Here is a 25,622-nt window from a genome sequence, read left to right as displayed (position 1 = left end):
CCGGGTTGCCGCGCGCGGTATCCCGGCGGGGCGACAGGAGACTAGATGACCGAGACATCCACCGCGCCCTACGTCCGCTACGACGTCGCGGACGGTTTCGCGACGCTCACGCTGGATTCGCCGCACAACCGCAACGCGCTGTCGTCGAAGCTGGTGACCGAACTCCTGCGGGGGTTCGAGGCGGCCGCCGCCGACGACAACGTGCGCGGCATCATCCTCACCCACACCGGCAACACCTTCTGCGCGGGCGCCGATCTGTCCGAGGCCAGCAATGCCGATCCCGCGGTGGCCGCCGACGAGCGCACCCGCGTGATGATCGGCGTGCTGCGCAGCCTGATCGCCACACCCAAACCGGTGATCGCCCAGATCGACGGCAACGTGCGAGCGGGCGGCATGGGCATCGTCGCGGCCTGCGATATCGCGGTGGCCGGGCCGACGAGCAGCTTCGCGTTGACCGAGGTGCGCATCGGGCTGGCCCCGTTCATGATCTCGCTCACCCTGCTGCCGCGGCTCAGCTCCCGCGCGGCGGCGCGCTACTTCCTGACCGGCGAGAAGTTCGACGCCGCGGTCGCCGAGCGGATCGGGCTGATCACCGCGGGCGTCGACGACCCGGCCGCCGAGGTGGCGCGGCTGCGCGCCGAGCTGCGCAAAGGCTCCCCGCAGGGGCTGGCCGAGAGCAAGCGGCTGGTCAACGCGGCCATGCTCGCCGAGTTCGACACCTCGGCCGAGGAGCTCGCGCAACGCTCGGCGAGCTTCTTCGGCACCCCCGAGGTTCACGAGGGCATGCTGGCCTTCCTGCAGCGCCGTCCCGCGAGCTGGGCAGAATAACCCCTATGGCGACACCCCACGAGCCCAAGCAGGACCGCAGCCGAGCCACCCGGCAGCGCCTGCTGGAGGCGACCATCGACTGCCTGGCCGAGACAGGCTGGGCGGCGGCGACGGTCGCGGTGGTCGCCGAGCGCGCCGGGGTGTCCAGGGGCGCGGCCCAGCATCACTTCCCCACCAGAGAGGACCTGATCACCGCCGCGCTCGAGTACATGTTCGATACCAGGACACAGCAGGCCAAGGACGAGGCGGCGGCGATGGCCGAGGTGGCCAGCGGGGTCGGTCGCACCGAGGCGGTGGTCGCCGGGCTGGTCGAGTCCTACACCAGCCCGCTGTTCAAGGCGGCGCTGCAGGTGTGGACGCACGCGGCCGCCGACCCGGCGCTGCGCGAGCGCATCGTCCCGCTGGAAGCCAAGTTCGGCCGGATCTCGCACCGGCGCGCGGTGGAGGCGCTCGGGGTGGACGACTCCGACCCGGTCGCCCACCATCTGGTGCAGGCCACGCTGGACATGGCGCGTGGGCTCGGGCTGGCCGATGTGCTCACCGACGACTCCGCGCGGCGCAAGGACATCGTGGGACAGTGGGCGGCGACGCTGCACGAGGCGCTGCACTCCCGGCACTGAGATCAGTTGTCCGCCTGTGGTTCTCGTGGACACCCGCGGTCGGGCTGTGCGCCGGACGGACGTGTGCGAACCACTGCGCCGCCTCCTCGGTGGTGAGCGGGCGCTCCAGCACGAGATCGGCCGGTACGAACGGAAAGTAGCGGCTTGCGGGCCACCGGCGCTCGTACGGCGGCGGGTCGAGCACCAGCACCCTGGCGCCGCCGAGCAGCGGGATATCCGCGGGCATGCCCTCGTTCGCTATCCAGTCACCTTTGGGGGCAACGAGATTGAACGCGCCGACGGTGGGGGCCTGGCCCGCGGTGTCGCGGCACATCGCCGCGGTCTCGGGCGCCGGGCAGGTGCTTGCGCGCACGTTAGGGCGTCGGCCGCGGTGTGCACGTACGCGCCGATCATGTTCGCGTTCTGCGGTTGCGCCCCGGGTGGCACGTGGCCGAGCAAGAGGGCGAGCGCTTTGGCGCCGCGCACGATGATCTCCGTGCTCGCGCCGTCGAGCGAGGCCATGAGTTCTTCCTGCGCGAGCTGGGTCGGTTCGGGCTCGCGCGTCGCGAGTGCCTGCGGGGAAGTGCCGACAGCAGTGAAGAAACGGTCATCGCCCGAACTCATGGCTGCACGGCATTGACTACAACGGTGCCTTGTCGACGCCCATAGTCAGGGGTGACGCGGTGCGGTTCACCGGCTTTCGCGGGTCCGCGGGTTCGGCGCGTCGGCGCGCACCCGCGGCGGTCGTCGGCGCACCTGAGCTGAACCGCGCGCAACCGTCCTTGCTTGCCTTAGGGTCTGGCGTATGGACAGAGCGGAGTACGGCGGGCTCGAGCAGACACTCGGTCAGCCGATTGCCGGCAGCGCGCCTGCCGAGTGGGGCTTCCAGAACCGTACCGACCTGCTCACCCTGGCCGACGGCGACCGAATGGTCCTGCAGCGCTACCGCGACCCCGACGACGCGGAGCGCAGGTTGCGGATCATGCACACGCTGCTGGAGCCCGCCGCGAAGCGCGGCATCGCCATCCCGCGCATCCGCCGTTTCGATCTCGACGCCGACCCCGCCTGGATCGTCTTCGACGCGCTGCCCGGCGTGCCGGTGCCCGCCAGCGCGGCGAGCGGACCCGACAGCGCGCGCTTTCCGGCCATCGCGCGGGAGATGGGCGTGCTGCTCGCGGCGTTTCGCCGGCTGCCGACCGCGGGCCTGCCGCTCGACGATCTCTGGGCCGCCCCGGCCCGTCTGATCAAGCAGGCGAGCGGTTGGGCGGCCAGGCTCGAGCCCGAGCTGTCCGGCGCGCGGCGCGCGAGCCTGGATCACGTTCTGAAGACCTATCCCGCGCTGTTCGCCGATCGCGGGGTCGTGCTCGCGCACGGGGATTTCAACCCGGTCAATATTCTCATCGACGGCGAAACCATCACCGGGCTCTTGGATTTCGAGTCAGTCCGGCTCGCCGACCCGCTCTTCGATCCCGCGTGGTGGGCCTGGTCGGTCGGCTTCGCGGGCGCGGACGTGCTGGCACCGGCGTGGCCGGTGTTTCTCGAGGCCGCGAAGTTCGACCCCGACGAGCCCGATCTCGCCGAGCGCGTGCGCGCCCTGCAGATCCTGCGAATGCTCGAATTGCTCACCACCCAAGCCGATCTCAGCCCGAAGATCCGAGACACGGTGTACGGCAAGCTGATCGCCGAACTGTAGCGCCTACTTCGCGGGGTACACCCGAGATCCGCACCGGCGGCGCCGGTGCGGATCGGCGGCGCTACCGGGTGGCGGTGAGGTCGTAGAGGGTTACGCCGTCCACCTCGATGGCGGTGTAGTTGTCCTTGACCCACTGGGTGATCTCGCTGCTGCCGGAGCGCCCGCCGTCGCCGGGGCCGCCCTCGCGCTCGCGATTGCCGCCGATGAAATAGTGGATCTTCCCTTCTGCCACATACTGTTCGAACTGCGCCAGGGTCGGCGCCGGGTCGCTGCCGTTGAAGCCGCCGATCGGCAGCACCGGAAGCTCGGTGGCGAGTTGGTAGCCCGCCGCGTTGGTGGAACCGATGGCGGCGGCCACCCATGTGTAGTTGCCTGCGTGCTGTTCGAGCAGAGTGACGATCTTGTCGCTGGGCTTGCTCGCGCCGAAGATGCCGCCCATCGGGCCGGTCATCATTTCGGGACCGTGACCCGCCGCCGCGCCCGGACCGCCCGGACCGTCCGGCGGTGCACCCGGCACGGGGCCGTTGTGGCCAGGCGCCCCGTCGCCGTTCGGCATCCGGCCGCCCGGCATGCCCTCGGCCCATCCGCCGGGACCGAACTTCCCGAACCGGCCGACATTCGGGCCCGCCGACGGGATCGAGCCCGCGTGCGCGGTGGCGATGGTGTCGACGGCGTACGCGGTCGGCCCGGCCGAACCGGTGAACGCGATGGCGAGCGCGGCGACGACGGCCGCCTTGCCGGGCGTGGGCACCAGTGTCGCGAGCACCGCGAGGATGCCGACGACGAGCACCGTCCACCGCAGCCACGGTTGCCAATGGGCGCTGCGGGACAACAACATCCAGGCCGTCGCCGTTGTCAGGCCGACCGCGAGCGCCAGGGTCGGCCGCACCCACAGCCTCCGCCGTTCCCGCCATAGCAATACCGCGCCCGCGCCGACCAGCGCGGCCACCGCGGGTGCCAGCGCCACGGTGTAGTACTGGTGGAAGATCCCGGCCATGAAACTGAACACCAGTCCGGTCGTCAGCAACCAGCCACCCCACAGGATCAGCCCGGCGCGTTGCCGATCGGTGCGGGCGGCCTTGCCGCGCAAGATGATCCCGGCGACCAGCGCGATCAGGGCGGCGGGGATCAGCCAGGCGATCTGACCGCCCTGTGCGGGCTCGAACATGCGGATGATGCTCGGACTGCCCCAGAGGCCGCCCCCGCCGGTCGGTAGATCCGCACCGCCGATGCCGACGCTGCCGCGCTCATCGCCGTTCAACCGGCCGAGCCCGTTGTAGCCGAGGGTGAGCTCGAGAATCGAATTGTGTTGCGACCCACCGATCCACGGCCGCGCGTCGGTGGGCCACAGCTCGACCGCCAGCAACCACCAGCCCGCCGCCGCGACCATGGCGGCCGCCGCGGCCAGCAGTTGCAGCACGCGTTTGCCGAGTTTCGGTGGACCGGCGATCAGATAGGTCAGCGCGAGCGGCGGCACGACCAACAGCACCTGCAATTGTTTGGTGAGGAAGCCGAACCCGACCAGCACGCCGGTGAGCACCAGCCAGCGCCACCGGCCGTCCTCGACCGCGCGGGTGAGCGCCCATGCCGCGGCCACCATCAGGAAAACCAGCAGCGCGTCCGGGTTGTTGAAGCGGAACATCAGCACGGCGACGGGAGTCAGCGCGAGTGCCAGTCCGGCGAGCAGCCCGGCGGCGGGCCCGAACGGCCTGCGCACGGTGGCCCAGACCAGCGCGACGGTGGCCACGCCGAGCAGCACCTGCGGCACCAGGATGCTCCAGCTGTTCAGGCCGAACGCCCGCACCGACAGCTCCATCAGCCACAGCGAGGCGGGCGGTTTGTCTACGGTGATCGAGTTCGCCGCGTCCGATGAGCCGAAGAAGAACGCCTTCCAGGAGACCGAACCGGCCTGTACCGCGGCGGAATAGAACGAGTTGGCCCAGCCGTTGGCGCTCAGGTTGGTCAGGTAGGCGATGGTGGTACCGATCAGCAACGCCGCCAAAGCCGGTATTTCCCAACGATTTCCGCGCTCGGTCACGGGCCGCTCCGGTACCGCCGCCGGTGCCGTCAGCGTCGTCGTCACCGCGCGCCGCCCTCGGTGCGCGGCACCGCCGAGCCGGTCACGGCCGGTGCGCCGTCCGGCTCGGGCCGCACCGTCACCGCCGTGCGGGACGAGCGGTCGGGCGCGTTGCGGAAGACCCAGCGCAACCCGACGAAGCGCAGAATGGTCGCCAGCAGGTTCGCCACTACCAGCACGAACAACTCCAGATGCACCGGGGCGTCCGGCGCCCAGTGGTGCAGGGTGAACAGCGATCCGCTGGTCAGGGCCAGCCCGATGCCGAAGATCGCCAGTCCTTGGAACTGATGCGAGACCACGCCGGTGGACCCGCGCACGCCGAAGGTGAACGCCCGGTTGGCCGCGGTGTTCGCGACGGCGGTGCTCAGCAGGGCGAGGAAATTGGCCACCTGCGCACCGGTGAACGATTGCAGCACAACATAAAGCAGCAGATAGGCCAGGGTGCTGAGGATGCCGACGATGGCGAAGCGCACCAGCTGGCCGACCATCCCGAGCGGCACGCCCGGCACCAGCGGCTCCCGGCCCAGCGCGCGGCGCAGCTCGTCCATCGGGAGCGCACCGGTGGCCAGGGCCCGGCCGAGCCGTCCGATGCCGAGCAGGTCCTTGCGCGCGGTGTCCAGGATGTCGACCCGGCTGTCCGGGTCGTCGATCCAATCCACCGGCACCTCGTGGATGCGCAGCCCGGCCCGTTCGGCGAGCACCAGCAGTTCGGTGTCGAAGAACCACTCGCCGTCGCGCACCAGCGGGAGCAGCCGGCGCGCCACCTCGGTGCGTATCGCCTTGAACCCGCACTGGGCATCCGAAAACCGCGCTTGCAGTGACGCTTTCAGTAATAGGTTGTAGCACCGGGAGATGAATTCCCGCTTCGGTCCGCGCACCACCCGCGACGACGCGCTGAGCCGGGTGCCGATGGCCAGGTCGGAATGCCCGGTGATCAGGGGCGCGACCAGCGGCAGCAACGCGTTGAGGTCGGTGGACAGGTCGACGTCCATGTAGGCGACCACCTGGGCGTCGGAGTGCTCCCACACCGCGCGCAGCGCCCGTCCCCGGCCCTTGGCGTCCAGGTGAACCACCCGTACGCCGTCGAGTTCGTCGGCGAGCAACCGTGCCACCTCGAGGGTGGCGTCGGTGCTGGCGTTGTCGGCGACCGTGATCCGCGCGGTGAAGGGGAACCCCTCGCGCAGATACGCGTGCAGCCTGCGCACACAGACGCCGAGGTCGGTCTCCTCGTTATAGACCGGAATCACCACATCGAGCACGGGTGTCCCGCTTTTCTCGGCTCTTTCCGCAGCCGCGACGGTCACAGTCTCGGTCATGCCGACCACCCTCGACGGTCACGCTGCCACGGAGCTGGGCCTCAGCTGTGAGGTTCCTGAGGGTGACCGTCCGCCCGCCCCGTGGCAGCGCCCGTGGGTCAGCTGAGTACCGGCGTCTTCGCCGCAGGGGCCGCGGGCTCGCGACGGCGCAGCAGGATCAATGCCGCGGCCGCGCCCAGCAGAGCGATGATCCCGCTCACCGCGAGTGTGGCCTGCACACCCGCCGCGGCCGCGGCCCGGATCGCGCCGTCGAGGGCGGCGCGGGCCTCGGCCGGTGCCACCTGCAGCAGCGTCGCGGACTGTCCGCCCGCGACCGCGCCTGCCGTGGCCTGCGCCTGCGGCACATCGTGCGCGGCGAGCACGGCGCCCGCACGGGCGGTGAACACGCTGCCGGGCGTCGCGATCGCGAAGGTGAAGCTCAACTCCTGCGCGGTGTTGAGCGCGCCGGTGGCCATGCCCGCCCGCTGCCACGGCACCGCGGCCATGGCCGCCGAACTCAGCGTCGCGGTGGCGAGGCCCACCCCGAGACCGACCGCAAGGAACCCGGGAACCAGTGCGGCCCAGCTGGATTCGCCGTGCACCAGCAGTGCGCCGAGGAGGCCGCCGACACCCGTCGCGGCGAGCCCGCCCGCGATGATCGGCCCGCGGCGCGCACCGTGCAGGAACCGGCCGATGCTGCCGGAAACCAGAAACGCCATGACCGACAACGGAAGTCCGACCGCGCCTGCCTGGATCGCGCTGAGCCCGAGCACCGACTGCAGCCAGATCTGGGTGTACATCAGCGCGCCGAAGGCCCCGAAGAACAGCGCGCCCGCGCGGCGACCGCCGACGACCTGTACCGCTACGTCACGACGAAGCTGGCCACTCTCGAGGGCGTACACAGCTTCGAGCTGACCCCGGTGCTGGAGCGCTGCAAACAGGCGGGCGCCCGGATCACCGCTGGCCGGCTCACCCCGCCCGCGCCGGTGCCGTCCCGCGCGCAGCGAAACCGAAGGGCCGCACCGTGATACGGAATGCCCGGCGTGGCGCCTGTCGATCGGTGGAGTGGCACACCGAGGCGCTCGTGGGCGGGACTACGCGGCGCGGCCACGGATCGAAGGCGCCTGGGTCGGCGTCGGGAGCTGTCGCGCCGCGCGGTTCAGGGCGCGGTCAACGGCCGGACGGTGGCCTCGGTACCGCCGGTAGCGGGTAGCATCCGGAATTGTGATGCGCAGCGGGCGAAAACTGGACGAGGTGCCGCGCAAGCGCGTCGACGCACGCACGGAGCGCTGGCGCGAACACCGGCTCAAGGTGCGCGAGGAGTTCGTGGACGCGGCCTTCCGCGCGCTGGACAAGTTCGGCCCCGACGTCAGCATGGGCGATATCGCCAAGGAGGCGGGCGCCGCGAAGCCCAAGCTGTATCGGCATTTCGAGGACAAGACCGATCTCTACAACGCGATCGTCGACCGGGTCCGCGACATGCTGTGGGAACAGATCATCGCCAGCTTCGACCTGACCAACGATTCGGCGCGCGAGCTCGTGCGCCGTGGCGCCGCCGAGTACGTGCTCGTGGTGTCGGAGCATCCGAACGTCTTCCGGTTCATGCTGCACAGCCATTTCGCGCAGCAGTCCGACGATTCGGAACGGGCGTTGCAGTCGGCCAGGCAATCGGCGCGGCGCGCCGCCGACCTGTTCGCCGGGCTGCTCGCGGACAAGGCGGTCGAGGTCGACGGGGTGGAACTGGTCATCTACTCGATCTTCGGCGCGGTCGCCTCGGCCACGGACTGGTGGCTCGGCGCGAACCGGGGCTCGCCCCAGGCCATGCCGATCGAGAAGTTCGTCGCCTATCTCGCCGCGACCATTTCCGCGCTGACCGAGACGAACGCCCGGCTCAACGGCATCACCATCGACGCCGACCTGCCACTGCACCTGGCCTTCGCGAGCGAATAGCCCTCCGCCTTCAGTCCGTGTGCAGCCGCCACAGCGGTGAGACCGGGCCGTGGCCCGCGCCCAGGTCATAGGACGCGGCGAGGCAGCGGTAGGTCCACTCCTTGGCGAACTCCACGGCCTCGGGCACCGAGTAACCGTTGGCCAGCGCGCAGGCGATCGCGGCCGCGAGGGTGTCGCCGCCGCCGTGATCGTTGCCGGTGCTGATCCGCGGCGCGGTGAACTCCAGGAAGTCCGCGCCGTCGAACAGCAGGTCGGTGCTGTACTCGGACGAGCGCAGATGCCCGCCCTTGACGATCGCCCACTGCGGGCCCAGCTTGTGCAACGCCACCGCGGCCTGCCGGGCCGATGCGTCGTCGGTCACGTCGATGCCGGTGATCAGCCGTACCTCGTCGAGGTTCGGTGTGACCACCGTGGCCAGCGGAATCAGCGTGTTGCGCACCGCGTCGAGGGCTTCCTCGTGCAGCAGTGGATCGCCGTGCATGGAAGCCGCCACCGGATCGACGACCAGCGGAATGGTCCCGTTGCGGCCGATGCCGACCTCGCCGCAGACCGCGGCGACCGCGTCGATGATCGCGGTCGAGGCCAGCATGCCGGTCTTGACCGCGCCGACCCCGATATCGGTGGCCACGGTTCGCACCTGCCCGGCCACGATGTGCGGCGGGATCTCGTGGAAGTCGCTGACGCCCAGCGAGTTCTGCACGGTCACCGCGGCGACCGCGACGCAGGCATGCACGCCGCACAGCGCCATCGTGCGCGAATCGGCCTGGATACCGGCGCCGCCGCCGGAGTCGGTGCCCGCGATGGTGAGCACCCGGACGGGAGTCTCGCCCCCGGGGGTCAGTGGCAACAGCTTCACGAGATAAACCCTACGGCCGCCGGGCCGGGTCGTGGTGGCCAACCGCCCACCCGTCAGCTCTACAGTAAATGAAAACCATTATCATTAAGGCATGACCACGTCACCGCAGCCCGACCTGCTTCCTGTCACCGTGTTGTCCGGCTTTCTCGGCGCGGGCAAGACCACCCTGCTCAACCACATCCTCGCCAACCGGGAGGGCCGCCGCGTCGCGGTCATCGTCAACGACATGAGCGAGGTGAACATCGACGCGGCGCTCGTCGCCGGGCAGGGCCACCTCGACCGCACCGAGGAGAAGCTGGTCGAGCTGACCAATGGGTGCATCTGCTGCACGCTGCGCGAGGATCTGATCGAGGCGGTGGGCAGGCTGGCGCGCGAGGGCCGGTTCGATCAGCTCGTCATCGAGTCGACCGGCATCTCCGAGCCGATGCCGGTGGCCGCGACCTTCGACTGGGAATTCGAGGACGGTTTCAAGCTCGGCGATATCGCGCGCCTGGACACCATGGTGACCGTGGTCGACGCGTCCACCTTCCTCACCGAGGTGGCGCGCGGACAGGCGCTGGCCGAGCGGAATCTGCAAGCGGGTGAAGGGGACTCACGCACCATCGCCGACCTGCTGGTCGACCAGGTGGAATTCGCCGACGTGCTGCTGGTGAACAAGACCGATCTGGTCGGCGACGCGCTCGCCGGCCGGGTGGAGGCCACGGTGCGCAAGCTCAATCCGCGGGCGCGCGTCTTGCGCACGAGCAACGGCGTCGTCGCGCTGGACGAGGTGCTCGACACCGGTCGCTACAACCCGGTGGTCGCGGCCGAATCCGACGGCTGGGCGGAGGAGCTGGCGGGCGGGCACACGCCCGAGACCGAGGAGTACGGCATCCGCAGCCTGACCTATACCGCCGACCGTCCGTTCCATCCGCAACGATTGTCCGACGCGCTCGGCGCGCTGCGCGGGTTGCTGCGCAGCAAGGGCTTCTGCTGGATCGCCAGCCGTTCGACGCTGGCCGCCATCTGGTCGCAGGCCGGGCCCAACCTGGTCTTCGAGCCCGCGGCCTGGTGGTCGTCGCTGGAAGTGCCCGCGGGACAAGAGATCGTCTTCATCGGTCTGAACCTGGACCGCGATCGGGTGCGCGCGCTGCTCGACGCGGCGCTGCTCGACGACGCGGAATTCGCGGCGGGCCCGGCGATCTGGGCGAACTATCCCGATCCGTTCCCCGCCTGGGGCGCGCTGCACGAACACGTGTGAACGACGGCGACCCACGCCCGTGCGGGGCGTGGGTCGGCCGTGGTGGGTTCGCGCTGCCCGAAATGCTCAGCGGTACTGCGCGAAGAACTCGGTGATCTCGCCGGACATCAGGTCGGGGGCGACGTGGTGCAGGTAGTGGGTGTTCACGTCGTGGGTCTTCCAGGAGACGATGTTGTGGTGATCGCGCTCGGCGAAGCGCCGGATGCCGTGGAAGTCGCCCGTCGCGCCGGACAGCGACAGCGGCACCGTGCTCGGCTCGCTCGCGTGCTCGGCGCGCGCCTTCTCGAAGTAGTGCCGGATCGCCGAACCCGCTGTGCCGGTGAGCCAGTGGATCGCGATGTTGGTCAGCACGAACTCGTCGTCCAGATCCGGCCCGAGCAGCTGGCTGTTCCAGCCGACCAGCCCGGCCGGGGAATCCATCAGCGCGTGCGCCAGCGTCTGCGGCTGCTGGGACTGCAGGATGTTGAACCCCATCTTGTTCTGCACGAACCAGTCCAGCGTGGCCAGTGACCGCGCCTCGTCCTCGGTGAGGTCGGCCAGCTCGGCGGGGTCGCCGGACGGGAACGAGTACACCTGGGAAACCTGCACGGCGACAACGTGTTCCGGATCGACCCGGCCGAGCTCGGGGGAGATCTGTGCGCCGCCGTCGTTGCCGACCGCGCCGTACTTCTCGTACCCGAGGCGCCGCATCAGCTCGGCCCACGCCTTGGCGATGCGGGTGTCGTGCCAGCCTGCCTCGGTGGTCGGCCCGGAGAAGCCGTAGCCCGGCACCGAGGGGATCACCAGGTCGAAGCCCGCGGCGGTGAGCGGCTCGATGACGCCGAGGAATTCGACGAAGGTGCCCGGCCAGCCGTGGGTGAGGATCAGCGGAAAAGCGTTGTCCCGCTGCGACTTCACGTGCAAGAAGTGGATGTTCTGGCCATCGATCTCGGTGGTGAACTGCGGGTAGGCGTTCAGCTTCTGCTCGATCGCGCGCCAGTCGAACCCGTCGCGCCAGTAGTTCACCAGGTGGCGGACCCGGTCGACGCTCACCCCGTAGGTATCGCCTGAGTCGGGGACCTGCTCGGCCCACCGGGTGCGGGCCAGGCGGGCCTGCAGATCGTCGAGGTCGGCCTGGTCGATGGCGATGCGGAAGGGGGTGATGGCGGTCATCTCGATCTCCTATTGAAACGGAATGTTCTGTTCTGTTTGAACCGTAGCAGAACGGATCATTCCGTTTCAAGTGTTATCCTGAAAACATGCCGAAGACATCCGAAGCCCCAGCTCACAAGGGCCTGCCCGGGCGGAAGGCGCAGGCCGCCCGCAACGACGGGATCATCCTCGAGGCCGCTCGTGCGGTGTTCCTGGCCGATGCCAACGCGCCGATCGCGGCCGTCGCCGAACGCGCCGGCGTGGGGATCAGCGCGCTGTACCGCCGCTACCCGAGCAAGGAGGCGCTGCTGCGCACCCTGTGCCACGAGGGACTGCGCCGCTACAACGCGGAAGCCGATGCGGCGCTGGACGACCCGGACGGTTGGCGGGCGCTGGTCGGCTTTCTCGAGCGGGTCGTCGACGCCGACGTGCACTCGCTGACCGTGCACCTGGCAGGCACCTTCACCCCGGACGAGGCGATGCTGCCCGATGTGGTGCACGCGGGCGAGGTGAACGACGAGCTCATGCGCCGCGCGCACGCCACCGGCCTGCTGCGCCCCGGCGTCACCGCCGAGGACCTGGGGCTGGTCCTCGAATCGTGCGCCGCCATCTCGATGCCGGATCCGGCGCGCACCGCGCAGTTGCGCCGCCGGGTACTGGCCGTGCTCATCGACGGCCTCACCGTCGAGGGCGACCTGCCGGGCCCGCCACCGGCGCCAGGGGAGTTCGCCTGGCGCTGGGAACGACGGTGAATCTCGTTACAGGACCTGCGAATTCCGCCCGCGCTCGGGTGACCGGCTAGCCGCGCGGGGCCACCAGCAGTGTCTGCGTGCTGCGGCCGAGCGGGCCCTTCTCGTCGTACAGCGCGGATTCGGCGAGGCCGATGCCGTGCGGCTGCGGGTAGGTGCTCGCGTCGAGGCAGACCCATTCGCCCGCGGGCTGGCGATGCAGCGTGACGGTCAGATCGGTGTTGATGAACAGGTACTTCGACCAATCCAGCACGGCGCTGACGCCGTTGCCCGAGTCGGCGGCGGCCAGGGTGCGCTCCAGCGGGCTGGGCGCGGTGCCCGCGACGATCGGATACTTCAGCCGGATCCAGCAGATCGCCGGGCCGGGATCGATGAAAGATCCTGTGATGAAACGATATTCGGTGCCCGTGTGGAATCCCACCGGTTGCGTCGATGGAAACGTCTCCGCTGCGGCGTGGTCCGGGCCTGGACGCAGCCCCTGCGGCAGGATGTGGTCGGGCAGTTCGAGTTCCGGGTCGGCACGCTTGAATCGCCATGCGGTGGCCCGCATCACCGGACCGCGCTCGGTCGAGAGCGTGGCCTCGAGCAGTTCGACGCTGCGGCCGGGGCGCGCGACCCGGGCCAGGACGGTCAGCGGCGCCAGCGGTATCGGCCCGAGGATCTCCACCGACACCCGGCCGACCTGGAACCCCTCCCGCGGCTCGCAGCGCTCGATGGCGTGACCGAGCAGGGCCGACGGAGGACCGGCGTGCTGTGCGTCCGGTGACCAAGGACCTCGGGTCAGTTCGGTCGAGACGAACCGCTGTGGATCGGCCGGGTCGGGCACGTAGAAGGCGGTGCTCACGTCGTTTTCTGTCCTTCGGCTCGGCGGCGGTGCGTGGGTATTCCTCGTCCACCGTTCTATAACGGCCACCGTCCGCCCGAGCTTCCGGGCTCCGCCCCGTCCGGCACCGGGGGCCTGCCGTGGTCGGGCGCGCCGGACTAGACCCGGCCGAACACCAGCGCGACGTTGTGCCCGCCGAACCCGAACGAGTTGTTCAGCGCGTAGTCGATGCGCTGGGTGCGCGCCGCGCCCGCGACGATGTCCAGCTCGATCGCGGGATCCTGATTATCGAGATTCAAAGTGGGCGGGACGATCTGGTCGCGCAGCGTCAACATGGTCACCAGCGATTCCAGCGCGCCCACCGCGCCGATCGAGTGCCCGAGCGCGGATTTCGGCGCGTAGACCGAGGCGTCGGGGGCGACGGCGGCGATCGCGTTGGCCTCGGAGGCATCGCCGATCGATGTCGAGGTTGCGTGCGCGTTGACGTGCTGAATGTCCGAAGGCGTGAGGCCCGCGGTCTGGATCGCCTTGCGCATCGCCCTGGCGGCGCCGATGCCTTCCGGCTCGGAGGCGACGATGTGGAACGAGTCGGAGGTGATGCCGGCGCCGAGCAGCCTGCCGTGGATCTCGGCGCCGCGCGCCCGCGCGTGCCGCTCCGATTCGAGCACCAGCAGCGCGCCCGCCTCGCCGAAGACGAAACCGTCGCGGTCCCGGTCGAACGGCCGCGACGCGCGCTGCGGTTCGTCGTTGCGGGTGCTCATCGCGCGCATGATGGCGAAGCTGGCGATCGGCACCTCGTGGATGTGGCCTTCCACCCCGCCCGCGACCACCACGTCGGCCTCGCCGGTCCGGATCAGCCGCCACGCGTTGGCGATCGCCTCCGAGCCGGACGAGCACGCCGAGACCGGCGCGAAAACGCCTGCCTTGGCGCCGATTTCGAGCCCGACCGTGGCGGCCGGGCCGTTCGGCATCACCATCGGCACCGACAGCGGCGGCACCTTGCGGTAGCCGCCGCCGCGCATGGCGTCGACCGCGCCGATGAGCGCGTCCGCGCCGCCGAGCCCGGTGCCGATCGCGACGGCCAGCCGCTCGCCGTCCACCTCGGGCGCGCCCGAGGCACGCCACACCGCGCGGCCCAGCACCAGGGCCAGCTGTTCGACGTAGGACAGTCGGCGCTGCTCCACCCTGGTCAGGTGGGCGCCGGGCGGCATCGCCAATTTCCCGCCGATGCGCACCGGCAGGTCGTATTCGCGCACGAAGTCGTCGGTCAGTTCGCCGATCCCGCTGTGCCCGAGCAGTAACTCCGACCACGTCGTGTCCATGTCACCGGCCAGCGAGGTGGTGGCGGCATAGCCGGTGACGACGACGGAGTCCGGAGTTTCTGAAGCGCTCGTTACAGTCACGGTGTCATGGATACCTGTACCGATCGCTACAGTCAACCTATGGCCCGGCCCCTCGATCACGTCAAACGCGCGGAACTGCTCGCCGCCGTGGTGCGCTACATCGCCGAGCACGGCCTTGCCGAGCTGTCGCTGCGCCCGCTGGCCGCCGCGCTCGGCACCAGCTCGCGGATGCTGATCTACTACTTCGGCACCAAGGAAGAACTGCTGGTGCAGGCCCTGGCGACGCAGCGTCCCGACCTCGCCGCGCTGTTCGCCGAGGTCGACGACGTGGCCGTGCTGCGGGCCCGGCTCTGGGACTTCTGGCAGGCCAACGCCGCGGGCGAGGGGCGGGTCAGCGTCCGGGTGATGTTGCAGGTGGTCGGCGCGGCCTGTGCCGCGCAAAACCCGTATGCGGAGTACGCGCGCGCGGCCATCGCGACCTTCGTCGCCGCCCTGGCCGACGGCCTGCGCGGTATCGGCACCGTTGACGACCCGGAACTGGTTGCGACACTGCTGGTCTCGGGTCTGCGCGGCATCCTGCAGGACCGCCTCGTCACCGGCGACGTCGCCCGCACCGACCGAGCCGCGCGCGTGCTGATCGATCACACCCTCCCGCTGCCCTGAGTGGTGCGGGAGCTCGCCCGCGTACCTCTGGTGCGCGGAGCCCGAAATCGCGGTGGGCCGCGCCGCCGCCACCTCGGCGCCCGAACTGCTGGCGCGAACACTGGCCGAAACGCCCGAGCTGATAAACCGGGCCGCCGAGCACGGTTTCGGCGTCGACCATCGCCACCGCGGCACCCCGCTGCACGCGGCGGCCTGGAACGACGACGTGCCGATGGCCGAAACCCTCATCGCCCTTGGCGCGGATCCCGCGATCGAGGATCTCGAGCATCAGGCCACCGCCCTCGAGTTCGCCGAATACGGCGGAAAGTACGCTGCCGCAACCTATCTGCGCACCGTGACCCCGGTCGATGCCGATTGACACTTGCCCCGGCCGTGCACACCCCTCGGCGGTAGGCGGCTCTCTCGCGAATACCGTTGTCGGACTTGGCATCCGCGCGGCAAGGCCGTTTCGGTTCCTGCCGCATCGATGTCGGCGCGCGGTACGGCAGGTGAGCGAGGCCCACCTCGGCCGGACCCGGCTCTTGCTCGGCCATCGGCACGGACGGACGGGCGGGAAAACCCGTTGTCGGATCGCGAGACCCCTGCTAGTTTTCGGTCGACCGTGCAAGGACGAGGAGGTGGTACCCGTGAACGCAGTATCTACATGGGTGCTCCCCGCTGGGGTCACGGTCGGACGGTAGGTCGTCCGGGAGCGCCGCAGGCACTCTCGAAAGGCACGACCAATGCTCTTCGCTTCCGAACAACGCTTCGACGACGGCGTCCTCGAACGCGAATTCACCCTCGGCGAGATCCCCGGTGTCCTCTGGACGCCCGCCACCGCTTCGGCGTCCGAACCGGTACCGCTCATCCTGGTCGGTCATCCGGGCGGACTGCGCAGGATGTACCCACGAGTGGCGGGCCGGGCCAGGCACGCCGCGGCGGATGGTTTCGCCGCGGTCACCATCGAACTCCCCGGCGGCGGCGACCGGCCGCCGTCCGCCGAAGCCGAGCAGGCCCGCGCCGACCTGCGCCGAGCGCTCGACGCGGGCGGGCCGGTCCCGGACGATATCGTCGATCGCCTCATACTGCCGCTGGTCGACAAAGCGGTTCCCGAATGGCAGGCGACTGTGGACGCCGCCCTCGCGCTGCCCGAAATCGACGGTCCCGTCGGATATTCGGGCGGACCGATCGGCATCGGCCTGCGGCTGGCGGTGGTCGAGCCGCGCATCGCGGCCGCGCTGCTGTTCGCCGGAAGCTTTGTGCCGCGCGGCATGCTCGCCGAGGCGCGGCGGGTCAGGATTCCGCTGCTGGTGTTGCTGCAGTGGGACGATGAGGGTAACGACCGGCAGCTGGCGCTGGACCTGTTCGACGCCTTCGGCGCCGAAGAGAAGACGCTGCACGCCAACATGGGCGGGCACACCGGCGTCCCGAGTTGGGAGGGCGAGGCCGGGAGTCGGTTCTTCGCCAGGCACCTGAAGTAGCGCCGAGCCGGCAAGGGAGCCAACCCCGGAACATCCTTGCCGGCAACGGCGGAAACGATCGGCGGGCCGGAGCCTGCCGATCGCTTCTTCGTCAGCGCGTGATCACCGGGTGAGCAGTGCGCGCAGCGCGGTGATGGTGTCGCGGCGCTCGTAGGCGATCCAGGCGAAGAGCACCGACAGCGCCAGCGGGAAGGGTGCGTAGGCGGGCATATCCGTCAGAAAGACATTGGTCGCGGCGGCCAGCAGGGTGAGCACGGACAGGCCGGCCGCGGCCAGCCCGCTCAGGTATCGCACGCAAAGGCCGATGCCGCCCGCGATCTCGCAGATGCCGACGAAGTACATGAACCACGGCGAGCTGAGGCCTGCTTCCCGCATCGCCGCCGTGTTCTCCTCGGGAACCAGGTTCAGCAGCTTCGGCAGACCCGAGACGAGGACGAAGAACAGGCCGAGCACGATCTGCAGGCCCCACAGGATCCGGTTGCGGGTCTTGCCGGGGCGGGCGGTGGTGGCGGTGCTGGTGGCGGAGATGGCGGTCATCGGTCTTTCCTTCGGGGTCGGTCGCGCTGTCCGGTAGCGCGTTCATCAGAGAAGACGGGGGTGCCGCCCGGAATTCATCGGTCACGTCGGCGGGTTGTCGCCGACCGCCGAATTCGAACGTGCTCGAACATATGTTCGATATACTGGGATCGGTGGTCGCGGTCGAGAGCGAGGGGCTATGCGCGATGTGTCGTCCGGGTTGATGAAGCTGCTGGTCAACGAGGTGGGGGTGCGGCATGGGTTGGTGGTCGGGGAGTCGGCGGGGGAGTTCGTGCTGTCCGGCGGCCGGGGCTGTCGGGTGGTGCTGCCGCACACGCGACTCGACCGGCTGGTCGCCAGGGCGCCGCGGCAGCTGTGGGCGACGCTGATCGGCGATCGGCTCGACGCGCAGCTGGCCGATCTGGCCGCCGGACAGCTGGACATGGCGCGGTTGGCGGCGGTGCGGGCGCGGCTGCGCACCCGCCTGTGCTCGACGCGCACGAGCGGATTGATCAACGATGTGCGCAGGCTGGTCGCGCCCGGTCTGCTGCAGCGGGTGCTGATCGACTACGGCGAGTTCCTGGTTCCGGTGACCTACACGGCCGCACAGCGTTGGGGCGCAAGGGAATCCGATCTATTCGAGATCGCCGAACGCAACACCAGGGCCGAGGGCGGCTTGGATCTGATGGCCGCCGAGATCGACGGCATGGGCGACGTGGATCTGCGAATGATCTACGGTGCTTCGGATTTCGTCACCGCGCACGTGCGCTGGCTGGACGACTATCCGGTGGTCGGGCCGTGGGGCGCGCTGCTGGTGCTGCCCGGGCACACCCACGTGCTCGTCCATCCGGTCACCGGGCCGACGGTGTTCGCGGGGACGACGCTGCTCGCCCAGTTGCTCGTCGCGGGGGAGGCCGACGCGCGGCCGATCAGCCGCGCGATCTACTGGTGGCGCAATCGGGTCGCCGTCGAGATCGCCGCCACCATTCGCGGTAGCGGCGAGTCGATGCGGGTGGTACCCGCCGACCACCTGGAATCCCTGCTCGAGGTGATGCGCAGGGACTGACGGACCCGTGCACCGCGCGGCGGCGCGAGCGGTGCACGGGCCGTTGCGGTTACGAGACGACCGGCAGATAGACAGCGTTGCCGTGATCGATGAACTCGGCGGACTTCTCCGCCATGCCCGCCTCGATCGCCTCCACGTCGGTCAGCTGGTGGCGCTCGGCGTACTCGCGCACGTCCGCTGAGATGCGCATCGAGCAGAACTTCGGCCCGCACATCGAGCAGAAGTGCGCGGTCTTGGCCGGCTCGGCGGGCAGGGTCTCGTCGTGGTATTCCCGGGCGGTGTCCGGATCCAGCGAGAGCGCGAACTGGTCGCGCCAGCGGAATTCGAAACGCGCCTTGGACAATTCGTCGTCACGCTGCTGGGCGTGCGGGTGGCCCTTGGCGAGGTCGGCGGCATGGGCGGCGATCTTGTAGGTGATCACGCCGACCTTGACATCGTCGCGGTTGGGCAACCCGAGGTGTTCCTTCGGCGTGACGTAGCACAGCATCGCGGTGCCCGCCTGCGCGATGATCGCGGCCCCGATGGCCGAGGTGATGTGGTCGTAGGCGGGGGCGATATCGGTGGCCAGCGGGCCGAGGGTGTAGAACGGCGCCTCCTCGCAGAGTTCCTCCTCCAGCCGCACGTTCTCCACGATCTTGTGCATCGGCACGTGGCCGGGGCCCTCGATCATCACCTGCACGCCATGGGATTTCGCGATCTTCGTCAGCTCACCGAGGGTGCGCAGCTCGGCGAACTGCGCCTCGTCGTTGGCGTCGGCGATCGACCCCGGCCGCAGGCCGTCGCCGAGGGAGAAGGTCACGTCGTACTTCGCGAGGATCTCGCACAGTTCCGCGAAGTTGGTGTATAGGAACGATTCCTGGTGGTGCGCCAGACACCAGGCGGCCATGATGGATCCGCCGCGCGAGACGATGCCGGTGACCCGCTTGGCGGTCAGCGGCACGTAGCGCAGCAGCACGCCGGCGTGCACGGTCATGTAGTCCACGCCCTGCTCGCACTGCTCGATCACGGTGTCGCGGTAGATCTCCCAGGTGAGCTTGGTCGGATCGCCGTTCACCTTCTCCAGCGCCTGATAGATCGGCACCGTGCCGACCGGCACCGGGGAGTTGCGCAGGATCCACTCGCGGGTCTCGTGGATGTTCTTGCCGGTGGACAGGTCCATGATGGTGTCGGCGCCCCAGCGGGTGGCCCACACCATCTTCTCGACCTCCTCGGCGATCGAGGACGAGACCGCCGAGTTGCCGATGTTCGCGTTGATCTTCACCAGGAACTTCTTGCCGATGATCGTCGGCTCCAGTTCCGGATGCTTGTGATTGGCCGGAATGACCGCGCGCCCCGCCGCGACCTCCGCGCGCACCAGCTCGGGCGAGACGCCCTCGCGGGCGGCGATGAAGCGCATCTCCGGCGTGACGATGCCCTGCCTGGCCCAGGCCAGCTGGGTCGGCGGTCCCTCGACCTCGGGCTTGGTCCAGGTGTCGCGCAGCTTCGGCAGACCCGCCTCGAGATCGATCTCGGCCTTGTCGTCGGTGTACGGCCCCGAGGTGTCGTAGAGGTCGAAGTGCTCCCCGTTCGTCAGGTTGACCCGGCGCACGGGAATGCGCAGCCCATCGACCTCGGTGTAATGCTTGACACTGCCTTCGATCGGTCCGGTGGTGACGGAGTCGACGATCTCGGATCCGGACGCGGCTGTTGCCATGATTTGTTCCTCCCTACGCCGGCATTACCCGGTCAGGTTCATACGGTCGACGGCCCATAGCCGTCCTCTCAGCCCGCTGGTGCGAGCCCCCGTTGGCGTGTGAAATTTTCCAGCACGACAGTACCCGGCGCACCGGGGCGCGCGCCCGATGATCGGAGGATTGTCCAAGTCGGCGCCGGTGGCAACGGTCCGGCGCCGGTCGGTTTCGCCTAGTCCTGCTTGCCCTCGTAGGCGTCGCGCAGCTGCTGCAGCACGATCTTCTTCATGCCGTACATCGCCTTCATCGCACGATCGACGGCCGCCCGGTCGGGCCCGGTGACCAGCTCGTTGGCCTCGCTCGGCCAGATCTGCCACGGCACACCGTATTTGTCGTTGAGCCAGCCGCATTCGATCTCGGCGCCGCCGTCGGCGAGCAGCGCCGTCCACAGCCGGTCGACCTCCGCCTGACTGTCGCAGTTGACCAGCAGCGACATCGCGTGGGTGTAGTGGTACTCGCCGCCGCCGTTGATCGCGGTGAACTTCTGGCCGTTGAGCTCGAAATCGACGACCATGGCCTGATCAGGCGAGCGTCCGCTGGACTCGCTGTAGTACTGCACGTCGGTGATCTTCGAGTCGGCGAACAACGAACAGTAGAACTCGGCGGCCTCCTCGGCCTGTGTGTCGAACCAGAGATTGGTGACGATCTTCTGCATGGCGGTCCTCCGGGCCGGAATCGATGGGGTACCGGTGCAGACGGCGCGAGCGCCGGGAATTCATCGCACCGCGCACACAAACCTGCCCTCGACCGTGGCTCCGGTCGAGGGCAGGTGGGCGCGGCGCCTGGTCAGCGTTCGCGCGGGCCGATCGGGAATCCCAGCGCGCCGAAGGTGGCGTTCAGGTTGATCTCGATCTGGGTCAGCAGGGCGTTGAAATCGGCCAGCATGGACACGACGTTGTCGGTGCGGCAGCCGAACTGGTCCGGCGCGTTCGGCGCGAGCCGTCCCTTCAGCCAGTTGAGCGTGTCGGCCATGCCGAGCGAGGGCAACGTGAGGTGCTCGCTGAGATGGTCGCGCTTGTAGATCACCGAAGCGCCGCCCGCACACCACTGCTGGCTCAGTCGGTCATTGGTCCACACCGGCACCGCCTCGTCGAACACGCCCTGGTACAGGAAGATCGGCGCGGTCGGGATGTCGCGGCCGAGCACGGTCGCGTCGAAGACCTCCTTGATCTCGGGGACCGCGAGGAACTCCGGGATCGAGACGGTCAGCAGTTTGCCGTAGTCGACGAACATCTGGGTGAGCGCGTTACGCGGAAGGCATTGCCGCTCAGTGCGATCCATCAAGGCTTTGCCCTCGGGCGTCAAATACCGGTCGGCCGCCTCCTTGAACCTGGGGTAGGCCTTGCGCAGCGAGGAGATACCGATGCCGATCAGGCTGGAGAACATCGAGCCGTTGACGTGCAACAGCGACACCACATCCGAGGTCGGCGCGCCGAGCGCGACGCCCTTCATGTTCAGCTCGGGCGCGTAGGTGGGCTGCATCTGGGCCGCCCACCCCGAGCCCATCCCGCCGCCCGAGTAACCCCACAGTGCGACAGGCGTATTCGCGCCGTCGAGGCCGAGCGGCTCGAAACGCTGGGCCGCACGCACGCCGTCGAGGGTCATGTAGCCGGGTTCCTTGGCCACGGCCAGATGCCCGTCGAGGCCCTCGTAGTCGGGGATCGAGATCGCCCAGCCCTGACTGACCAGGGCGGCGATGGCGATCAGCTCGCTCTGCGAGTGCACGCCCTCGATGCCCGACAGCCCCGAACCCTGTTGCAGCACATAGGAAGGCGAGCAGTCGATGCTCGCGCTGTCGTAGTAGAACTGGAGCGAGACCAGCGGCCGGTGCCGGTTCGGGTCCGCCCCCGCGGGCAGGATCACCGTGGTGACCGCGACCGTGGGCCGCTCGTCGAGATCGGTGGTGCGGTAGAGCAACTGCCAGGAACGGACGTTCAGCGGCAGCACGGTCATCACGGCCAGGCGGACCTCGCGCGAACGCAGGATCGTGCCCGGCTCCTCGGCTTCGAAACCCTCGGGTGGTTGATAGAACGAATCCTCGTGTGGGAGTGGCATCGCCGCGGCGGGCGCGGGTCTGATGCCGCCGGCCAGCAGCACGGTGCTCACGGCGATCGCCATGGTCACCAGTACCGCCATCGCCCGCCCTCCGGTGCGCGGTCGACCGGTCCGATCCCCTTTGATCACTGACACGTGAGTGTCCTTCCTCATCAGCGTGACAGCGATTACAGCATGGGAACGTGTTATCAACAAGAGCTCTTTCTAAACTGCGCCGGGCTATCGTCGTGGTATGACCCGCAGCAAATCCGCCGCGCGGCCTGCCCAGAGTCCGGCGCGCCGCCGGATCCGTGGACTCGACGCCGAGCAGCGCAGTGCCCAACGGCGCAGCCAGCTGCTCGACGCGGCCACCGAACTGTTTGCCGAGCAAAGCTATTCGGGAACATCGATCGAGCAGATCTGCCAGCGCGCCTACGTCGGAACCAAGGGGTTCTACGACCACTTCGACAGCAAGGAAGCGTGCTACCTCGCCCTGCTCGAACAGCTCACCGCGCAGATCCAGCAACGGGCGATCGCCGGTGCGGCCGCGGTGGCCGGGCGCGACTGGTCCGAGCGCGCGGCGGCCGTGGTCGCGGCGTTCGTGCACGCGATCGCCGACGACCCGCGGTTGGCGAAGGTGACCTTCGGTGAGGCGGGTGGGATCTCACCGACGGTCGAGAAGATGCGGCGCAGCAATCGGCGCTGGGCGGCGGCGTTCCTCGACCGGGAATGGGCGGGCGAGCCCGCGCGCGACGCGGCGGTCCAGCGTGGTCGGCTGGCCTTGGCGCTGGCCGCGATCGGCGGCATGTTCGAGCTGGTCGCGGATTGGCTGCATCATCACGACGACGGCGAGGCCCCGGACGGTGTCGAAACCCTGGTCGCGGATCTCACCGAGTTCCTGCGGGTGATGCACGCCGGGCGCGGCGCCGTCGCGGCGGAATAGGTACCGACAGCACACGAGCCGGGCCGAGGGGAATCGGCCCGGCTCATGATGTTTCGGTCTACTTGCCGCCGGATCGCGGCGCCCCGGCCGGTCGGCCGGTCGGCATGCGACGCGGGGACACGGTCACCGGCGGGCGGGCAGGATGCGCCCGCTCACCTCGCCGAGCCCGATGCGCCCGCCCTGCGGGCCCGGTGCGCTGGCGGTGATGGTCACCTCGTCGCCGTCCTCAAGGAAGGTGCGCTGCTGACCGTTCACCAGCACGGGTTCCATACCGCCCCAGGACAGTTCGATGAACGATCCACGCTGATCCGGCTCCGGGCCGGAGATGGTGCCGGAGGCGTACAGGTCGCCGGTGCGGGTGGCCGCGCCGTTCGCGGTGAGATGTGCCAGCATCTGCGCGGGCGACCAGTACATCCGGGAGAAGGGCGGATGCGTGACGGCCTGCCCGTTCCACGCCACGGTCAGGTCGATGTCGAGGCCCCACGGTTCCTTGTCCTGCAGGTAGGGCAGCGGTTGCGGGGTCTGTTCCGGCGTCGGCACCCGGGCGGCCGCCAGCGCCGCGAGGGGCGTGACCCACGGCGAGAGCGAGGTCGCGAACGACTTGCCGAGGAAGGGGCCGAGCGGCTGATACTCCCAGGCCTGGATATCGCGGGCGGACCAGTCGTTGACCAGCGCGACACCGAACACCCGCTCGGCGAACTCCCCGGTCTCCACCGGCGCGCCGAGCTCGGAGCCGACGCCGACCAGGAAGCCGAGTTCGGCTTCGATGTCCAGTCGCCGGGACGGCCCGAAATCCGGTGTGCCGGAATCGGTTCTGCGCTGACCGCAGGGCCGGACCACCTCGGTGCCGGACACCACCACGGTGCCCGCGCGACCGTGATAGCCGACCGGAAGGTGCCGCCAGTTCGGCAGCAGCGGTTCGCTGTCGGGGCGAAAGAGCCTGCCGAGGTTGGTCGCGTGGTCGATGCTGGCGTAGAAGTCGACGTAGTCGCCGATCGGGACCGGCAGGCCGAGTCGCACCTGCGACAGCGGATACACCGCGGCGCTGTCGATCTCGGTCTCGACGAGCGCGCGAACCCGCTCGCGCACCTCGCGCCAGCGCTGCGGTCCCTGCGCCATCAGCGCGGCCAGGCTCGGCCCGGCGAACTCCGGATCACCCAGTGTGGCAGCGAGATCGACAACCGAATCGCCGATCCTGGTGCCCACCCGATAGTTCTGGCCCGCCGGGGCGAAAACACCGTAGGGCAGGTTGTCCACGCCGAACAGCGAATCGGCGGGCACTTCGAGTCGAGTCCTCACTGCGGCCCCCGTCCCGACCAGGTCCACGCGTAAGCCGGGTCTTCGCAGGCGAGCGCGCCCTCCCCGAGCTCGAGCGGACGGAAGGTGTCGACCATGACGGCCAATTCGTCGAAGTATTCGAGCCCGATGCTGCGCTCGTAGGCGCCGGGCTGCGGGCCGTGCGCGTACCCGCCGGGGTGCACCGAGACCGAACCTTGGGCGATCCCTGATCCCTTGCGCGCCTCGTAGTTTCCGCCGCAGTAGAACATGATCTCGTCGGAGTCCACGTTGGAGTGGTAGTAGGGCACCGGGATCGACAGCGGGTGATAGTCGACCTTGCGCGGCACGAAGTTGCACACCACGAAGTTGATCCCCTCGAATGCCTGATGCGCAGGCGGCGGCTGGTGCACGCGCCCGGTGATCGGCTCGAAATCGCTGATGTTGAAGGTGATCGGGTACAGACAGCCGTCCCAGCCGACCACGTCGAACGGATGCTCGGCGTAGACCATGCGGGTGCCGACGACCTTCCCGCCTGCCCGATGCTTCACCAGCACCTCGACGTCTTTGCCGGTGGCGGTGAGCGTTTCGGCCGGGCCGTGCAGGTCGCGTTCGCAGTAGGGCGCGTGCTCGAGCAGCTGGCCGAATTTCGACAGGTAGCGCTTGGGCGGGGTGATGTGGCTGGACGCCTCGATCACGTAGGCGCGCAACGGCTCAGGCCCGGAGGGCAGCCAGCGGTGGGTGGTGGCGCGCGGAATGAGCACCTGATCGCCCTGGCGGGCGAAGATGGCGCCGAAGACCGTCTCCACCACGGCGGAGCCGGATTCCACGTAGACCAGCTCGTCGCCGATCGCGTTGCGGTACAGGGGTGAACCGCCCTTGGCGACGACGTAGGAGATGCGCACGTCGGCGTTGCCGAGAATCAGCCGACGGCCGGTGACCACGTCGGTGCTCGCCGCGACGTCGCCGGGAAACAACTCCGGCAGCCGCAGATGCCGGTGGCGCAGTGGGTGATTGGGCGTGGTCGACTGATCGGGCAGTTCCCACACGGTCGAGTCGACGATCGCGGGCGGCAGCCCGCGGTGGTACAGCAGGGACGAGTCGCCGGAGAAGCCCTCCTCGCCCATCAGCTCCTCGTAATAGAGCCGTCCCTGCTCGTCTCGATGTTGGGTATGCCGCTTCGGCGGCACTGCCCCTACCTGTCGATAGAACGCCATGACCGCACCTCCTGCCTGGCTTGTGGCCTGGTTCTGATTTGGTCACCATCGTAATGACGCCGACTCGGGCGCCGTGGCGGAATTCAGCCCCGACAGCGCGAATTCTGTCGGAACATTCGACAATCAGCGGGCAT

The 25,622-nt window shown here is 69.3% G+C and carries 24 protein-coding genes and 1 riboswitch; of the genes, 11 read left to right on the top strand and 13 right to left on the bottom strand.

All coding sequences use genetic code 11. The annotated features are described in order from the left end of the window. Window positions 1–45: 45 nt before the first annotated feature. The 3 genes from F5X71_RS33950 to F5X71_RS33940 all read left to right on the top strand — a co-directional run bounded on the left by F5X71_RS33950 (window position 46) and on the right by F5X71_RS33940 (window position 3,120). Window positions 46–828, top strand: a complete 783-nt coding sequence (locus F5X71_RS33950) for an enoyl-CoA hydratase family protein (RefSeq protein ID WP_167465649.1) — start codon at window positions 46–48, stop codon at window positions 826–828. A gap of 5 nt (window positions 829–833) precedes the next feature. After that, on the top strand, window positions 834–1,448 hold the full coding sequence (locus tag F5X71_RS33945; RefSeq protein ID WP_167465648.1) for a TetR/AcrR family transcriptional regulator: 615 nt from the start codon (window positions 834–836) through the stop codon (window positions 1,446–1,448). Between the two features lie 784 nt (window positions 1,449–2,232). Next, window positions 2,233–3,120, top strand: a complete 888-nt coding sequence (locus F5X71_RS33940; protein ID WP_167465647.1) for a phosphotransferase family protein — start codon at window positions 2,233–2,235, stop codon at window positions 3,118–3,120. Window positions 3,121–3,181: 61 nt separating this feature from the next. Here the strand turns inward: F5X71_RS33940 and F5X71_RS33935 are convergent, their stop codons facing one another. From F5X71_RS33935 to F5X71_RS33925, 3 genes are all read right to left on the bottom strand, one after another. Further along, window positions 3,182–5,203 (bottom strand): glycosyltransferase family 39 protein, encoded by a 2,022-nt coding sequence (locus tag F5X71_RS33935; RefSeq protein WP_174817190.1) that lies wholly within the window; start codon window positions 5,201–5,203, stop codon window positions 3,182–3,184. Then, window positions 5,200–6,513, bottom strand: coding sequence for a bifunctional glycosyltransferase family 2/GtrA family protein (locus F5X71_RS33930; RefSeq protein ID WP_238815607.1), 1,314 nt, complete (start codon window positions 6,511–6,513; stop codon window positions 5,200–5,202). Before F5X71_RS33930 ends, F5X71_RS33935 begins: the two co-directional genes overlap by 4 nt. A 98-nt stretch (window positions 6,514–6,611) precedes the next feature. After that, a complete protein-coding gene (locus F5X71_RS33925; protein WP_238815606.1) occupies window positions 6,612–7,394 on the bottom strand; it encodes an MFS transporter in 783 nt (260 codons plus the stop codon). A gap of 325 nt (window positions 7,395–7,719) precedes the next feature. Here F5X71_RS33925 and F5X71_RS33920 point away from each other — a divergent pair, with 325 nt between their 5' ends. After that, window positions 7,720–8,442, top strand: coding sequence for a TetR/AcrR family transcriptional regulator (locus tag F5X71_RS33920; protein ID WP_167465646.1), 723 nt, complete (start codon window positions 7,720–7,722; stop codon window positions 8,440–8,442). Window positions 8,443–8,452: 10 nt separating this feature from the next. On the opposite strand, the gene thiD is transcribed toward F5X71_RS33920, so the two are convergent. Continuing rightward, a complete protein-coding gene (gene thiD / locus F5X71_RS33915; RefSeq protein WP_167465645.1) occupies window positions 8,453–9,298 on the bottom strand; it encodes a bifunctional hydroxymethylpyrimidine kinase/phosphomethylpyrimidine kinase in 846 nt (281 codons plus the stop codon). Window positions 9,299–9,389: 91 nt separating this feature from the next. Here thiD and F5X71_RS33910 point away from each other — a divergent pair, with 91 nt between their 5' ends. After that, window positions 9,390–10,538 (top strand): GTP-binding protein, encoded by a 1,149-nt coding sequence (locus F5X71_RS33910; protein ID WP_167465644.1) that lies wholly within the window; start codon window positions 9,390–9,392, stop codon window positions 10,536–10,538. A 66-nt stretch (window positions 10,539–10,604) separates the two neighbouring features. On the opposite strand, the gene F5X71_RS33905 is transcribed toward F5X71_RS33910, so the two are convergent. Further along, window positions 10,605–11,690: an epoxide hydrolase family protein gene (locus tag F5X71_RS33905; protein WP_167465643.1), complete on the bottom strand. Its 1,086-nt coding sequence runs from the start codon at window positions 11,688–11,690 to the stop codon at window positions 10,605–10,607. A gap of 86 nt (window positions 11,691–11,776) precedes the next feature. Between F5X71_RS33905 and F5X71_RS33900 the strand changes: the two genes are divergently transcribed. Continuing rightward, window positions 11,777–12,421 carry a TetR/AcrR family transcriptional regulator gene (locus tag F5X71_RS33900; protein ID WP_167465642.1) on the top strand — a complete coding sequence of 215 codons (645 nt, stop codon included), beginning with the start codon at window positions 11,777–11,779 and terminating at the stop codon, window positions 12,419–12,421. 46 nt (window positions 12,422–12,467) lie between these two features. Here the strand turns inward: F5X71_RS33900 and F5X71_RS33895 are convergent, their stop codons facing one another. Together F5X71_RS33895 and F5X71_RS33890 are read right to left on the bottom strand one after the other, a co-directional pair. Continuing rightward, window positions 12,468–13,262 (bottom strand): thioesterase family protein, encoded by a 795-nt coding sequence (locus F5X71_RS33895; protein WP_167465641.1) that lies wholly within the window; start codon window positions 13,260–13,262, stop codon window positions 12,468–12,470. Between the two features lie 137 nt (window positions 13,263–13,399). Continuing rightward, the gene (locus F5X71_RS33890; RefSeq protein WP_167465640.1) at window positions 13,400–14,644 is read right to left on the bottom strand and encodes a KasA/KasB family beta-ketoacyl-ACP synthase; all 1,245 of its coding nucleotides are present in this window, start codon (window positions 14,642–14,644) and stop codon (window positions 13,400–13,402) included. A 39-nt stretch (window positions 14,645–14,683) separates the two neighbouring features. Here F5X71_RS33890 and F5X71_RS33885 point away from each other — a divergent pair, with 39 nt between their 5' ends. The 3 genes from F5X71_RS33885 to F5X71_RS33875 all read left to right on the top strand — a co-directional run bounded on the left by F5X71_RS33885 (window position 14,684) and on the right by F5X71_RS33875 (window position 16,707). Then, window positions 14,684–15,247, top strand: a complete 564-nt coding sequence (locus F5X71_RS33885; RefSeq protein ID WP_167465639.1) for a TetR/AcrR family transcriptional regulator — start codon at window positions 14,684–14,686, stop codon at window positions 15,245–15,247. Window positions 15,248–15,299: 52 nt separating this feature from the next. After that, the gene (locus F5X71_RS33880; RefSeq protein WP_167465638.1) at window positions 15,300–15,605 is read left to right on the top strand and encodes an ankyrin repeat domain-containing protein; all 306 of its coding nucleotides are present in this window, start codon (window positions 15,300–15,302) and stop codon (window positions 15,603–15,605) included. 364 nt (window positions 15,606–15,969) lie between these two features. Next, on the top strand, window positions 15,970–16,707 hold the full coding sequence (locus tag F5X71_RS33875) for a dienelactone hydrolase family protein (protein WP_167465637.1): 738 nt from the start codon (window positions 15,970–15,972) through the stop codon (window positions 16,705–16,707). Window positions 16,708–16,809: 102 nt separating this feature from the next. On the opposite strand, the gene F5X71_RS33870 is transcribed toward F5X71_RS33875, so the two are convergent. Further along, a complete protein-coding gene (locus tag F5X71_RS33870) occupies window positions 16,810–17,244 on the bottom strand; it encodes a DoxX family protein (protein ID WP_167465636.1) in 435 nt (144 codons plus the stop codon). Window positions 17,245–17,422: 178 nt separating this feature from the next. On the opposite strand from F5X71_RS33870, the gene F5X71_RS33865 reads away from it, so the two are divergent. Next, complete coding sequence (locus F5X71_RS33865) at window positions 17,423–18,289, top strand: hypothetical protein (RefSeq protein ID WP_167465635.1); 867 nt, start codon at window positions 17,423–17,425, stop codon at window positions 18,287–18,289. Between the two features lie 49 nt (window positions 18,290–18,338). Here F5X71_RS33865 and thiC read toward each other — a convergent pair whose 3' ends face one another. The 3 genes from thiC to F5X71_RS33850 form a co-directional block, all read right to left on the bottom strand. Then, window positions 18,339–19,982: a phosphomethylpyrimidine synthase ThiC gene (thiC, locus tag F5X71_RS33860; protein ID WP_167465634.1), complete on the bottom strand. Its 1,644-nt coding sequence runs from the start codon at window positions 19,980–19,982 to the stop codon at window positions 18,339–18,341. Next, a riboswitch (TPP riboswitch) is annotated at window positions 19,976–20,085 on the bottom strand. It overlaps the preceding gene by 7 nt. Before the next feature lie 106 nt (window positions 20,086–20,191). Further along, window positions 20,192–20,674 carry a VOC family protein gene (locus tag F5X71_RS33855; protein WP_167465633.1) on the bottom strand — a complete coding sequence of 161 codons (483 nt, stop codon included), beginning with the start codon at window positions 20,672–20,674 and terminating at the stop codon, window positions 20,192–20,194. 131 nt (window positions 20,675–20,805) lie between these two features. After that, window positions 20,806–22,155: a lipase family protein gene (locus F5X71_RS33850; RefSeq protein WP_167465632.1), complete on the bottom strand. Its 1,350-nt coding sequence runs from the start codon at window positions 22,153–22,155 to the stop codon at window positions 20,806–20,808. Window positions 22,156–22,306: 151 nt separating this feature from the next. On the opposite strand from F5X71_RS33850, the gene F5X71_RS33845 reads away from it, so the two are divergent. Beyond that, complete coding sequence (locus F5X71_RS33845; RefSeq protein ID WP_167465631.1) at window positions 22,307–22,996, top strand: TetR/AcrR family transcriptional regulator; 690 nt, start codon at window positions 22,307–22,309, stop codon at window positions 22,994–22,996. A 123-nt stretch (window positions 22,997–23,119) separates the two neighbouring features. Here the strand turns inward: F5X71_RS33845 and fahA are convergent, their stop codons facing one another. Then, entirely contained in the window at window positions 23,120–24,295 is a 1,176-nt protein-coding gene (fahA, locus tag F5X71_RS33840) for a fumarylacetoacetase (RefSeq protein ID WP_167465630.1), read from the bottom strand. Further along, window positions 24,292–25,488 carry a homogentisate 1,2-dioxygenase gene (locus F5X71_RS33835; RefSeq protein ID WP_167465629.1) on the bottom strand — a complete coding sequence of 399 codons (1,197 nt, stop codon included), beginning with the start codon at window positions 25,486–25,488 and terminating at the stop codon, window positions 24,292–24,294. Before F5X71_RS33835 ends, fahA begins: the two co-directional genes overlap by 4 nt. Window positions 25,489–25,622 lie beyond the last annotated feature (134 nt).

This window comes from Nocardia brasiliensis, from assembly GCF_011801125.1.
Classification (GTDB): Bacteria; Actinomycetota; Actinomycetes; order Mycobacteriales; family Mycobacteriaceae; genus Nocardia; species Nocardia brasiliensis_C.
The sequence above is the reverse complement of the archived record's forward strand: the minus strand, read 5'-3'. Positions and strand labels throughout refer to the sequence as shown.

Excerpts from the sequence above, each read along its gene's own strand:
- F5X71_RS33845 (WP_167465631.1), top strand. The coding sequence starts at position 22,307 with ATGACCCGCAGCAAATCCGCCGCGCGGCCTGCCCAGAGTCCGGCGCGC.
- thiC (WP_167465634.1), bottom strand. The coding sequence starts at position 19,982 with ATGGCAACAGCCGCGTCCGGATCCGAGATCGTCGACTCCGTCACCACC.
- F5X71_RS33885 (WP_167465639.1), top strand. The coding sequence starts at position 14,684 with ATGGCCCGGCCCCTCGATCACGTCAAACGCGCGGAACTGCTCGCCGCC.
- F5X71_RS33865 (WP_167465635.1), top strand. The coding sequence starts at position 17,423 with ATGCGCGATGTGTCGTCCGGGTTGATGAAGCTGCTGGTCAACGAGGTG.
- F5X71_RS33950 (WP_167465649.1), top strand. The coding sequence starts at position 46 with ATGACCGAGACATCCACCGCGCCCTACGTCCGCTACGACGTCGCGGAC.
- F5X71_RS33905 (WP_167465643.1), bottom strand. The coding sequence starts at position 11,690 with ATGACCGCCATCACCCCCTTCCGCATCGCCATCGACCAGGCCGACCTC.
- F5X71_RS33930 (WP_238815607.1), bottom strand. The coding sequence starts at position 6,513 with ATGACCGAGACTGTGACCGTCGCGGCTGCGGAAAGAGCCGAGAAAAGC.
- F5X71_RS33855 (WP_167465633.1), bottom strand. The coding sequence starts at position 20,674 with ATGCAGAAGATCGTCACCAATCTCTGGTTCGACACACAGGCCGAGGAG.
- F5X71_RS33910 (WP_167465644.1), top strand. The coding sequence starts at position 9,390 with ATGACCACGTCACCGCAGCCCGACCTGCTTCCTGTCACCGTGTTGTCC.
- F5X71_RS33875 (WP_167465637.1), top strand. The coding sequence starts at position 15,970 with ATGCTCTTCGCTTCCGAACAACGCTTCGACGACGGCGTCCTCGAACGC.
- F5X71_RS33945 (WP_167465648.1), top strand. The coding sequence starts at position 834 with ATGGCGACACCCCACGAGCCCAAGCAGGACCGCAGCCGAGCCACCCGG.
- F5X71_RS33940 (WP_167465647.1), top strand. The coding sequence starts at position 2,233 with ATGGACAGAGCGGAGTACGGCGGGCTCGAGCAGACACTCGGTCAGCCG.
- F5X71_RS33870 (WP_167465636.1), bottom strand. The coding sequence starts at position 17,244 with ATGACCGCCATCTCCGCCACCAGCACCGCCACCACCGCCCGCCCCGGC.
- F5X71_RS33850 (WP_167465632.1), bottom strand. The coding sequence starts at position 22,155 with ATGGCGGTACTGGTGACCATGGCGATCGCCGTGAGCACCGTGCTGCTG.
- F5X71_RS33920 (WP_167465646.1), top strand. The coding sequence starts at position 7,720 with ATGCGCAGCGGGCGAAAACTGGACGAGGTGCCGCGCAAGCGCGTCGAC.
- F5X71_RS33835 (WP_167465629.1), bottom strand. The coding sequence starts at position 25,488 with ATGGCGTTCTATCGACAGGTAGGGGCAGTGCCGCCGAAGCGGCATACC.
- F5X71_RS33900 (WP_167465642.1), top strand. The coding sequence starts at position 11,777 with ATGCCGAAGACATCCGAAGCCCCAGCTCACAAGGGCCTGCCCGGGCGG.